Consider the following 11,044-nt stretch of genomic DNA (forward strand, 5'->3'; position numbering starts at 1 on the left):
GCGCACCGGCGCCCTTCAGGCGGGCCGAACGACTGATGGATGACCAGATGCCCACGGTGCCGTCCCAGCACGGGAAACAGCAGGGGCCAACGGCTCCCCCCTTCACCTGAATGCCCCTGCCGCCTTGCCCCCCATCCGCCCCGGTCATGGCATGGAGTGGGAACACGAGCCCGCGCGGGACCACCGGAAGGCAGGAAGGGCGCTATGTACGTTCGCAGCATCTATGCAACGGGTGATCCGGCCGAGCTCGACGGGGTCGCCGAGGCACTCCGGACCGACGGGCGTGCGCTGCTGTCGGCGCAACCGGGCTTTCGCGGGATGGGGCTGTTCGCCGACCGCGAGCTCGGCAAGCTCCTGGTGGGATCGTGGTGGGAGGACGAGGCCTCCCGGCAGGCCAGCTACGAGAACCTGAGCAAGCGGCGGGCCGAGATGATGGCGCCCTTCGCGCAGACCGTGACGGTCGACAACTGGGAAGCGGCGGTCGCCCGGCGCGCAGAGGAACTCGCGCCGGGCGCGGGGTTCCGGCTGGTCCACATGGACGTCGAGCCACCCGACATCGACCTGCTGGTGGACACGTTCCGCGACACCTCACTGCCCAAGGTCCAGAAGGTCCCCGGACTGGCCGGCATCTCCCTGCTCATCGATCGCGACCGCGGCAGAGCCGCTGTCGGCGCGCTCTACACCGACCGCGACGCACTCGTGGCATCCCGTGGCGTCGTCGCGGCGGTCCGCGGAGAGACCGCGACGAAGGCCCGCGTGACCACCCGCAGCCTGGAGGAATTCGAGGTGGTCCTCGCCACGGCGGTACCCCACGCCTGACCCTGCCTCCGGTTCCGCGATCGCGAGCAGCCGGGGGCGTGGCGTCGTACGCGGGCCCCGCGGGGGCCGCAGGGGCGCGGGATCTCTGTCCCCAGAACCAGCCACCCAATCGGCAGCTCATCCCAACGAGTGCATGCAACCCAGATTGTGTACACATGGCACACTCGGTACCCTTGAGGTATGACTCAGCCGCTGCCCATAGAGTCCATCCGCGACGTACGCGCTCACTTGGCCGAAGTCGTCGAACGGGCCGACCGCGACGACACGCCCACCGTCATCACCCGTCGCGGCAAGCAGGTCGCCGCCGTGGTCTCGATCGAGGTCCTGCGCAAGTATCAAGAGTGGGAAGAGCGCGAGATCAACCGCATCATCGACGAGCGCATGGCGAGCCGGGCCGCCGGCGTCCCGATCGAGGACGTGATGAGGGAGACGCTGGCACGCAGTGAGTGACTACCGCACGGTGTTCCGACCCGAGGCCCAGGCCGAGCTTCGCAAGATCCCGCGCGACATGGCGCTTCGCATCCTGGCCAAACTGACAGAGCTGGAGAGCGACCCTTTCGGCTTCAACACCACGGCACTCGTATCCCAGCCTGAGCGCCGCCGCCTACGAGTCGGCGACCATCGCGTCGTCTACACCATCGACAACGGGGAACTGGTGGTGTGGGTCGTACATGTCGGACACCGTTCCACGGTCTACGACACGTAGCCGCTCCAGGTCCTGCGGACTGTTGCGGACAGCGCAACGGCCTGACCTGCCTTCTCGCAGGTCAGGCCGTTATTCACGTCCAATCAGACGTTGAAGCGGAACTCGACCACGTCGCCGTCCTGCATGACGTAGTCCTTGCCCTCCATGCGGGCCTTGCCCTTCGCGCGGGCCTCGGTGACCGAGCCGCAGTCGACCAGGTCCGCGAAGGAGATGACCTCGGCCTTGATGAAGCCGCGCTGGAAGTCGGTGTGGATCACGCCGGCGGCCTCGGGGGCGGTGGCGCCCTGCTTGATGGTCCAGGCGCGGGTTTCCTTCGGGCCGGCCGTCAGGTAGGTCTGCAGGCCCAGGGTGGCGAAGCCGACGCGGCCGAGGGTGGCCAGGCCGGGCTCGTCCTGGCCGACCGACTGGAGGAGTTCGAGGGCCTCCTCGTCGTCCAGCTCCGCCAGGTCCGCCTCCAGCTTGGCGTTCAGGAAGATCGCCTCCGCAGGGGCGACCAGGGCCGACTGCTCCGCCTTGAAGGCCTCGTCCGTCAGCTCGTCCTCGTCCACGTTGAAGACGTAGAGGAAGGGCTTGGTGGTGAGGAGGTGCAGTTCGTGGAGGAGGTCGCCCTGCTCCGTGCCCTTGGTGATGCCCTTGGAGAAGAGGGTGTCGCCCGCTTCGAGGATCTTCTTGGCCTCGACGACGGCCGCGAGGACCGCGACCTTCTCCTTCTGGAGGCGGGATTCCTTCGTCAGGCGCGGCTCGGCCTTCTCGATGGACTGGAGGTCGGCGAGGATCAGCTCGGTGTTGATCGTCTCGATGTCGTCCTTCGGCGAGACCTTGCCGTCGACGTGTACGACGTTCTCGTCCTTGAAGGCGCGGATGACCTGGCAGATCGCGTCGGACTCGCGGATGTTCGCCAGGAACTTGTTGCCCAGGCCCTCGCCCTCCGAGGCGCCGCGCACGATGCCCGCGATGTCGACGAAGTCGACCGTGGCGGGGAGGATGCGCTGCGAGCCGAAGATGCCGGCCAGGACGGCCAGGCGCGCGTCCGGGACGCCGACGACGCCGATGTTCGGCTCGATCGTGGCGAACGGGTAGTTGGCCGCCAGCACGTCGTTCTTGGTCAGGGCGTTGAACAGGGTCGACTTGCCGACATTCGGCAGGCCGACGATTCCGATCGTGAGCGACACGTTGGCGACTTCCCGTAGCTGGAGGGGGCGGCGGCCCGGGAGTGGGCCATCGGACAGTTTACTTTCCGATGAGTGGCGGTGGATGTACGCGTGTCCGCGCCCGGATCCGGCGGCCTCCCCGCCTAGTTTGGTGGGGTGGAGCAATACAGGACGCGACCGGCACCTCACCCGCAGCGACCCCCGGCCCAGCGGCGGGGCGCGCCGACCGCCGCCGTACCCGCCCAGGGCGGCCGGCCCCGACCCCCGCTCGCGCGGCGGCTGCCCCGGCCCCGGCTGACCGGGCTCGGCGGCGGGCTGTTCGCGTGCGCCGGCATGGTGCTGGCGGGCGGGATCTCCTGGCTGCTCTTCGACTCCTCGCTCTTCGTCTACGGGCTGCTCTTCGTGCCCGTCGCGGCCGCCGCCGCCCTGTGGGTGCGGCCCGCCGACCTGATCACCGCACCGATCAGCGCCCCCATCGCCTTCGCCGCCGGAGCGTGGTCCATCTCGGGCGGCTCCGGCGGCTTCGGCGGGCAGCTGATGGGGCTGGTGTCCGTCCTGTCCCTGCACGCCGGCTGGCTGTACGCGGGGACGCTGGTCGCCGCCCTCATCGCCGTCGTCAGGAAGGCCGTGCTCATCGGGCGGCGGCGCCTCCCCCGACGTGTGGCATAGGCCTTCCGGTTCTTCCGGTTCTTCCGGTCGCTTCTGGCTTCCGGTTCCTCTCAGTCCTTCGCCGCCATCGCCGCTCCCACGATGCCCGCGTTGTTCTGGAGCTTCGCCGGGACGATCTCCGCCCGGATGCCCTCGATCAGCGGCAGGAACTTCTCCGGCTTGCGGCTGACGCCGCCGCCGAGGATGAAGAGGTCCGGGGAGAACAGCATCTCCACGTGGGCCAGGTACCGCTGGACGCGGTGCGCCCAGCGCTCCCACGTGAGGTCCCCGTCCTCCTTGGCCTTCACCGACGCCCGCGTCTCCGCGTCGTGGCCCTTCAGCTCCAGGTGCCCGAGCTCCGTGTTCGGGACGAGCCGCCCGTCCGTGAACAGGGCGCTCCCGATGCCCGTGCCCAGGGTGAGCAGGATGACCGTGCCGCCCCGCCCGCGCCCGGCCCCGTACGTCATCTCCGCGACCCCGGCCGCGTCCGCGTCGTTGAGGACCGTGACCGGCAGGCCGCCCAGCTCGCGCGAGAGCAGCGCCGCCGCGTCGACCCCGACCCACGCCTTGTCGACGTTGGCCGCCGATCGGGTGATGCCGCCCGTGACCACCCCCGGAAAGGTGACCCCGACCGGGCCCGACCAGGAGAACGCGCCGACCACCTCCGCGACGCAGCCGGCCACCCCCTCGGGGGTGGCCGGCTGCGGTGTCAGTACCTTGTGGCGCTCCTGTGCCAGGTCGCCGCGGTCCAGGTCCACGGGAGCGCCCTTGATCCCGGAACCGCCGATGTCCACACCCATGATCTGCATGGACATACCGTACGAAAGGACTTACTTGTCGGCGACCAGATCCGCCGCTTCGGCGCGCAGGTCGCGGCGCAGTTCCTTCGGGAGGGAGAAGACGATCGACTCCTCCGCCGTCTTCACGATCTCGACGTCCGCGTAGCCGCGCTGCGCCAGCCACTCCAGGACCTCCTCGACCAGGACCTCCGGCACCGAGGCGCCCGAGGTCAGGCCGACCGTGGTGACGCCCTCCAGCCAGGCCTCGTCGATCTCGCTCGCGAAGTCCACCAGGTGCGCGGCGCGCGCGCCCGCGTCGAGGGCGACCTCGACCAGCCGGATGGAGTTCGAGGAGTTCTTCGAACCGACGACGATCACCAGGTCGGAGTCGGCGCCCATCACCTTGACGGCGGCCTGCCGGTTCGAGGTGGCGTAGCAGATGTCGTCGCTGGGCGGGGAGACGAGCAGCGGGAACTTCGTCTTCAGCGCGTCGACCGTCTCCATCGTCTCGTCCACCGAGAGGGTGGTCTGCGAAAGCCAGACGACCTTCGACTCGTCGCGCACCTCGACCTTGGCCACGTCCTCGGGACCGTCCACGATCGTGATGTGGTCCGGGGCCTCGCCGGAGGTGCCGATGACCTCCTCGTGGCCCTCGTGGCCGATGAGGAGGATGTCGAAGTCCTCGTTGGCGTAGCGGATGGCTTCCTTGTGCACCTTGGTGACCAGGGGGCACGTCGCGTCGATGGTCGCGAGCCTGCCGCGCGCCGCCTCCTCGTGGACGACCGGCGCCACGCCGTGCGCCGAGAACATCACGATGTTGCCCTCGGGCACCTCCTCCGTCCGCTCGACGAAGATGGCGCCCTTCTTCTCCAGCGTCTGGACGACGTACTTGTTGTGCACGATCTCGTGGCGGACGTAGACCGGCGCGCCGTACTGCTCGAGAGCCTTCTCGACAGCGATCACGGCTCGGTCGACGCCCGCGCAGTAGCCGCGAGGGGCGGCGAGCAGGACACGGCGGGAAGCGGCAGCAGTCATGCCCACCATCGTACGGGGGTCCCCAGCAGGCCGTTCGTCCCCCATACGGCACACACTTGATCGCAAGCGAGTCCACAACATCCCTCGGAGGGTCGATGGCGTCCGGTGCGGAATCCAGTACGGCGGCACCGGTACCGGAGCGGACCCCCGACGGCCGGCTGCGGCGGAGCCTCGGATTCCGGGACCTGGTCGTCTACGGGCTCCTCTTCATCGCGCCCATGGCCCCGGTCGGGGTCTTCGGCACCCTGGACGCCAAGTCGCACGGGGCCGTGGCCCTGGTCTACCTCGTGGCGACCGTGGCGATGGCCTTCACGGCCTTGTCGTACGCGCAGATGGTGCGGGTGGCCCCGCAGGCCGGCTCGGTCTTCACGTACGCCCGCAAGGGCCTCGGCGAGGGCCCCGGTCTGATCGCCGGGTGGATGGCGATGCTCGACTACCTGCTGATCCCGGCGGTCGCGTACCTGTTCTCCGGGATCGCGATGAACGCGCTGGTGCCGGAGGTCTCGCGCTGGGTGTGGACGGCCCTGGCCGTCGTGATCACCACCCTGCTCAACCTGTGGGGAGTACGGGCGGCCGCGCGGGTGGGCTTCGCCGTGCTGACCATGGAGATCCTGGTGCTCCTGGTCTTCGTGGTCGCCGCCGTGGCCGTACTGGTCCGGGACGGGGCCCAGCGCGGCTGGCTCTCCCCGCTGACCGGCGACGGCTCGCTGGGCTTCAGCGTGGGCGCCGTACTGGGCGCGGTGTCGGTCGCGGTCCTCTCGTACCTGGGCTTCGACGCCATCGCCTCCTTCGCGGAGGAGGTGACGGGAGGCTCGGCGCGGGTGGCGCGGGCGGTGCTGTTCTGCCTGGGGCTGGCCGGGCTGCTGTTCATCGCCCAGACCTACCTCGTCGCGCTGCTCAGCCCGGTCACGGCGGCGGAGCTGGCGGCGGACCCGGCGCAGCAGGGCCCGGCCTTCTACAACGCGGTGGAGTCCTCCGTCGGCTTCTGGCTGCACGACCTGGTGGCGATCAGCAAGGCGATCGGGGCGGCCTTCGCGGCGCTGGCCGGGCAGGCGGCGGCCGGGCGGCTGGTGTTCGCGATGGCCCGGGAACGGCGGCTGCCGCGGGTGCTGGCGCACACCTCGGACGGCACCCCGCGGCCCGCGCTGCTGGTGGCGGCGGTGATCACGCTGGTCGCGGCGGTGTGGGCGGCCCGGCGCGACGACGGGCTGGACCACCTGGTCTCGGTCGTCGACGTCGGGGCGCTGGTGGCGTTCACGCTGCTGCACGCCTCGGTGGTGGGCTGGTTCGTGGTCAAGCGGATGGAGGGCGTCCCGAACTGGTGGAAGCACCTGGTCGTCCCGGTGCTGGGAGCGGCGGTGACCGTCGCGGTGATCGTGGAGGCCTCCTGGACGGCGCAGCTGGTGGGCGCGGTGTGGCTGGCGCTGGGCCTGGGCGTGCTCGTCGCCCAGCGCGGCCGGCGGGGCCGTCCGGATCCCGACACCAGCGCCGGAGCCTGAGACGCTGTCAGCGGCGCCCGTTAGCCTGCGTACATGGGTCTGAATACGTCGGCCGAGGCGCCGCTGCCGGTAGGCCAGGTGTCCCGGCTCATCGGGGGCTGGATCGAGCGGCTCGGCCAGGTGTGGGTGGAGGGGCAGATCACGCAGCTCTCGCGGCGGCCGGGGGCGGGGGTGGTCTTCCTGACGCTGCGCGACCCCTCGCACGACATCTCGGTCAGCGTGACCTGCTTCCGCCAGGTCTACGACGAGGTCGCGGACGCCGTCACGGAGGGCTCGCGGGTGGTCCTGCTGGCCAAGCCCGAGTGGTACGCCCCGCGCGGGCAGCTGTCCCTGCGGGCCACGGAGATACGGCCGGTGGGCATCGGCGAGCTGCTCGCCCGGCTGGAGAAGCTCAAGCGGTCGCTGGCCTCCGAGGGGCTGTTCGCGCTGGAGCGCAAGAAGCCGCTGCCCTTCCTGCCGCAGCTGATCGGGCTGGTCGTCGGGCGGGCCTCGGCGGCCGAGCGCGACGTGCTGGAGAACGCCCGGCGCCGCTGGCCGGCGGTCCGCTTCGAGGTCCGCAACGTCGCCGTGCAGGGGGTGCACGCGGTGCCCCAGGTGATCCAGGCGGTCAAGGAGCTCGACGCCCTGGACGAGGTCGACGTGATCATCGTGGCCCGGGGTGGCGGCAGCGTGGAGGACCTGCTGCCCTTCTCCGACGAGGAGGTCGTACGGGCGGTCGCGGCGGCCCGTACCCCGGTGGTCTCGGCGATCGGCCACGAGCCGGACTCCCCGCTGCTGGACCTGGTCGCGGACCTGCGGGCCTCCACGCCCACGGACGCGGCGAAGAAGGTGGTCCCGGACGTCGGCGAGGAGCTGGAGCGCGTACGCCAGCTGCAGGACCGGGGGCTGCGGGCGGTCCGGGGGCTCCTCGACCGGGAGGAGCGGGGCCTCGCCCACGCCCTCGCCCGGCCGGTCTTCGTCCACCCGCGGCGGATGGTGGAGACGCGGGAGGACGAGCTGGAGGCCCTCCTCGCCCGCAGCCGGCGGACGCTGGGGCACCTGCTGGACCGGGCCGATTCGGAGCTCGCGCACACCCTCGCCCGGGTGGTGGCGCTGTCGCCGGCGGCCACCCTGGAGCGCGGGTACGCCGTGCTGCAGCGGGCGGACGGGCACGTGGTGCGCTCGCCGCGGGAGGTGGCGGGGGACGAGGTGCTGCGGGCGCGGGTGGCGGAGGGAGAGTTCTCCGTACGGGTCGCCGCCCCCGAATAGCGGGCAGGAAAGTCCTTGCACTACACAAAGAGGGTGGAAACGGGAATGGCAGAGGCCGATACTGCACTGGGGTATGAGCAGGCCCGGGACGAACTCATCGAGGTCGTCCGCAAGCTGGAGGCGGGCGGGACCTCACTGGAGGACTCGCTGGCGCTCTGGGAGCGCGGGGAGGAGCTGGCGAAGGTCTGCCGGCACTGGCTGGAAGGGGCCAGGGCCCGGCTGGACTCGGCGCTCGCGGCGCGGGACGCGGCCGGCGAGGAGGAGTGACCTTGATCACTACCAGCGGAATTAGTTGAAAATTCACCTATTTTCGCCGTAGGGTCGGAGACATCGGTTCACGCTTCACCTCCGTTCGCATGGAAGAAGGCTTTCCTCATGTCTCTCGTTCTCGACGCCGCCGCGCAGGACCTGCTGTTCCGCGAGGCCCGCACGGCCAACTCGTTCTCCGACGAGCCGGTCACCGAGGAGCAGGTCCAGGCGATCTACGACCTGGTGAAGTACGGCCCCACCGCCTTCAACCAGACCCCGCTGCGCATCACCCTGGTCCGCTCCCACGAGGCCCGCGAGCGCCTCGTGAAGCACCTGTCCGAGGGCAACCAGGCCAAGACCGCCGCCGCGCCGCTCGTCGCGATCCTCTCCGCGGACAACGAGTTCCACGAGGAGCTCCCGCAGCTGCTCCCGCACTTCCCGCAGGCCAAGGACGTGTTCTTCTCCGAGCGCCCGGTCCGCGAGCAGTCCGCGCTGCTCAACGCCGCGCTGCAGGCCGCGTACTTCATCGTCGGCGTCCGCGCCGCCGGTCTGGCCGCGGGCCCGATGACCGGTGCGGACTTCGGCGGCATCCAGAAGGAGTTCCTGGACGCCGACCACACCCCGCTGATGGTCGTCAACATCGGCAAGCCGGGCGAGGACGCCTGGTTCCCGCGCTCCCCGCGCCTGGAGTTCGACCAGGTCATCACCACCGTCTGAGTGACGGACCACGCGAAGAGGCCGCGCACCCCCTGGGGTGCGCGGCCTCTTCGCGTCGTTGCCGTCAGTGGCGGAGCGCGCCCTACGCGCCCTGCTTGAACTCCAGCGCCGCCGCCATCGCGCCGAGCTGCTCGAAGGAGGCCGTCCCGGTGACCACCGTGACGTGCCCCTGCTCCTGCCGGACGAGGGCGTCGTACTTCTCCCCGTCCCAGCGCTCCCACGCCACGTCGCCCACCTGCTGCGTCTGCCCGGTGGGCTTCGCCTGCTGGGTGACCTTGCCGAGGTACTTGGCCGAGGTGTCCGTGGACTGCTCCACCGCCACGTACTGCTTGCCCGGGTCGAGGAAGCCCAGGTGCCAGGCGTGGGCGCTCTTGCGCTCGTACGTCACCGAGGTCGCACGCCACTGCGCCGGGAGCCCCACGGGGGCGGCCACCGGGTACGGTGCCGCGCGCCGGGCCGTGATCGTCTCCACCCGGTAGTCGACCGTCTGCGTCGGGTCGGCCTGCTCGTCATGCGGGATGAAGAGGTAGATCCCCGCGACGACGATGCCGATCACCCCCAGCGACCGGACCATGTCCCAGACCGTCTGCTTGCCTTTCATACCTGCCACGGCACCATCGTCCCGCATGGCCGGGAGCGATCACCGCCGGGGTCACCCCGGGCGTCGGCGCGGCGCGCGCCACAGAGGCCCCACGGGGCCGCAAGATGTCCGCTCAGGACAATCGCATGACCGATATGCCGCTCATACGTGACCCGCTCTGCTCAATATGTCGACGTACCGATAGAGTTCCAGCACCCTCACTTCCCGGCCGTCGCCGTACAGAAAGGTGCGCTCCGATGACCGAGCACAACCTGCCGCCCCAGCTCGAAGTCTCTCCGGAGGCCCCCGACCGCAACCTCGCCCTGGAACTCGTCCGGGTCACCGAGGCTGCCGCCATGGCCGCGGGCCGTTGGGTCGGTCGCGGTGACAAGCTCGGCGCGGACGGCGCCGCGGTCAACGCGATGCGGACGCTGATCTCCACCGTCTCGATGAACGGCGTCGTCGTCATCGGCGAGGGGGAGAAGGACGAAGCCCCCATGCTCTTCAACGGCGAGCGGGTCGGCGACGGCACCGGCGCCGAGGTCGACATCGCCGTCGACCCGATCGACGGCACCACCCTGAACGCCAAGGGCATGCCGAACGCCATCGCCGTGCTGGCCGCCGCCGACCGCGGCACCATGTTCGACCCGTCCGCGGTGTTCTACATGGAGAAGCTGGTCACGGGCCCGGAGGCCGCCGACTTCGTCGACATCAACGCGCCCGTCTCGGTGAACATCCGCCGGGTCGCCAAGGCGAAGCGCATGGCCGTCGAGGACGTCACGGTCGTCATCCTGGACCGCCCCCGCCACGAGGGCATCGTCAAGGAGATCCGCGAGACCGGCGCCCGGATCAAGTTCATCTCGGACGGCGACGTCGCCGGCTCGGTCATGGCGGTGCGCGAGGGTACCGGCGTGGACATGCTCCTCGGCATCGGCGGCACGCCCGAGGGCATCATCTCGGCCTGCGCCATAAAGTGCCTCGGCGGCACGATCCAGGGCAAGCTGTGGCCGAAGGACGAGGCGGAGCGCCAGAAGGCCATCGACGCGGGCCACGACCTGGACCGCGTCCTGCACACGAACGACCTCGTGTCCGGCGAGAACGTCTTCTTCGTCGCCACCGGCATCACGGACGGCGAGCTGCTGCGGGGCGTGCACTACCGCTCGGAGACCGCGACGACGTCTTCACTGGTGATGCGGTCGAAGTCGGGCACGATCCGGCAGATCGACTCCACGCATCGGCTGTCGAAGCTGCGGGCGTACAGCGCGATCGACTTCGACCGAGCGCTGTAGCCTGCGGCTCGCTCAGCAGGAGAGGGGCGGTCCCCGCGTGCGGCGGGCCCGCCCCTCCGGCGTGTCCGCCGCACGCGGCCGGTTCGCCTGGCCGGGAGCTTGCCGGTGTCCCGGGCGGGTGCTTCGCGGGGGCGGGGCGGTTCCCCTGGCGGGGGGCTCGGCCGGTCCCTTGACGGGGGCTTCGTGGGGGCCGGTGCCGGTCCTGTGACGGGGGTTTCGCGGGGTCGGGGCGGTTCCCCTGGCGGGGTGCCTTGTTGGGGTTGGGGCCGGGATGGGGTTTCGCGGGGGTCGGGGCCGGGGTGGGGTGTCGTCCGGGACGGGCTT

13 protein-coding genes are annotated in these 11,044 nt (G+C 70.7%); 9 read left to right on the forward strand and 4 right to left on the reverse strand.

Features of this window, described 5'->3' with window-relative positions:
• Positions 1-204: 204 nt before the first annotated feature.
• From ACGFYU_RS26655 to ACGFYU_RS26665, 3 genes are all read left to right on the forward strand, one after another.
• The gene (locus tag ACGFYU_RS26655) at positions 205-819 is read left to right on the forward strand and encodes an antibiotic biosynthesis monooxygenase (RefSeq protein WP_393829837.1); all 615 of its coding nucleotides are present in this window, start codon (positions 205-207) and stop codon (positions 817-819) included.
• Positions 820-999: 180 nt separating this feature from the next.
• Positions 1,000-1,269: a type II toxin-antitoxin system Phd/YefM family antitoxin gene (locus ACGFYU_RS26660; protein WP_393829838.1), complete on the forward strand. Its 270-nt coding sequence runs from the start codon at positions 1,000-1,002 to the stop codon at positions 1,267-1,269.
• A complete protein-coding gene (locus tag ACGFYU_RS26665) occupies positions 1,262-1,525 on the forward strand; it encodes a type II toxin-antitoxin system RelE/ParE family toxin (protein WP_361760465.1) in 264 nt (87 codons plus the stop codon). The genes ACGFYU_RS26660 and ACGFYU_RS26665 overlap by 8 nt, the downstream gene beginning before the upstream one ends.
• Positions 1,526-1,608: 83 nt before the next feature.
• On the opposite strand, the gene ychF is transcribed toward ACGFYU_RS26665, so the two are convergent.
• Positions 1,609-2,697, reverse strand: coding sequence for a redox-regulated ATPase YchF (gene ychF / locus ACGFYU_RS26670; RefSeq protein WP_393829839.1), 1,089 nt, complete (start codon positions 2,695-2,697; stop codon positions 1,609-1,611).
• Between the two features lie 135 nt (positions 2,698-2,832).
• Between ychF and ACGFYU_RS26675 the strand changes: the two genes are divergently transcribed.
• Entirely contained in the window at positions 2,833-3,345 is a 513-nt protein-coding gene (locus ACGFYU_RS26675) for a DUF6542 domain-containing protein (protein WP_393829840.1), read from the forward strand.
• A 50-nt stretch (positions 3,346-3,395) separates the two neighbouring features.
• On the opposite strand, the gene ppgK is transcribed toward ACGFYU_RS26675, so the two are convergent.
• Both ppgK and ACGFYU_RS26685 read right to left on the reverse strand, forming a co-directional pair.
• Positions 3,396-4,133, reverse strand: a complete 738-nt coding sequence (ppgK, locus tag ACGFYU_RS26680) for a polyphosphate--glucose phosphotransferase (protein ID WP_393829841.1) — start codon at positions 4,131-4,133, stop codon at positions 3,396-3,398.
• Positions 4,134-4,154: 21 nt separating this feature from the next.
• Positions 4,155-5,147 carry a 4-hydroxy-3-methylbut-2-enyl diphosphate reductase gene (locus ACGFYU_RS26685; RefSeq protein ID WP_393829842.1) on the reverse strand — a complete coding sequence of 331 codons (993 nt, stop codon included), beginning with the start codon at positions 5,145-5,147 and terminating at the stop codon, positions 4,155-4,157.
• Positions 5,148-5,233: 86 nt separating this feature from the next.
• On the opposite strand from ACGFYU_RS26685, the gene ACGFYU_RS26690 reads away from it, so the two are divergent.
• From ACGFYU_RS26690 to ACGFYU_RS26705, 4 genes are all read left to right on the forward strand, one after another.
• Entirely contained in the window at positions 5,234-6,637 is a 1,404-nt protein-coding gene (locus ACGFYU_RS26690; RefSeq protein WP_393829843.1) for an APC family permease, read from the forward strand.
• A 33-nt stretch (positions 6,638-6,670) separates the two neighbouring features.
• Positions 6,671-7,885: an exodeoxyribonuclease VII large subunit gene (xseA, locus tag ACGFYU_RS26695; RefSeq protein ID WP_393829844.1), complete on the forward strand. Its 1,215-nt coding sequence runs from the start codon at positions 6,671-6,673 to the stop codon at positions 7,883-7,885.
• Between the two features lie 45 nt (positions 7,886-7,930).
• A complete protein-coding gene (locus ACGFYU_RS26700; protein ID WP_393829845.1) occupies positions 7,931-8,152 on the forward strand; it encodes an exodeoxyribonuclease VII small subunit in 222 nt (73 codons plus the stop codon).
• A 108-nt stretch (positions 8,153-8,260) separates the two neighbouring features.
• Positions 8,261-8,851 carry a malonic semialdehyde reductase gene (locus tag ACGFYU_RS26705; protein WP_393829846.1) on the forward strand — a complete coding sequence of 197 codons (591 nt, stop codon included), beginning with the start codon at positions 8,261-8,263 and terminating at the stop codon, positions 8,849-8,851.
• A gap of 82 nt (positions 8,852-8,933) precedes the next feature.
• Here the strand turns inward: ACGFYU_RS26705 and ACGFYU_RS26710 are convergent, their stop codons facing one another.
• Positions 8,934-9,452, reverse strand: coding sequence for a DUF4245 domain-containing protein (locus tag ACGFYU_RS26710; RefSeq protein WP_393829858.1), 519 nt, complete (start codon positions 9,450-9,452; stop codon positions 8,934-8,936).
• A 236-nt stretch (positions 9,453-9,688) separates the two neighbouring features.
• Between ACGFYU_RS26710 and glpX the strand changes: the two genes are divergently transcribed.
• Positions 9,689-10,720 carry a class II fructose-bisphosphatase gene (glpX, locus tag ACGFYU_RS26715; protein ID WP_393829847.1) on the forward strand — a complete coding sequence of 344 codons (1,032 nt, stop codon included), beginning with the start codon at positions 9,689-9,691 and terminating at the stop codon, positions 10,718-10,720.
• Positions 10,721-11,044: the final 324 nt, after the last annotated feature.

This window comes from Streptomyces sp. NPDC048337, from assembly GCF_043201175.1.
Taxonomy (GTDB): domain Bacteria; phylum Actinomycetota; class Actinomycetes; order Streptomycetales; family Streptomycetaceae; genus Streptomyces.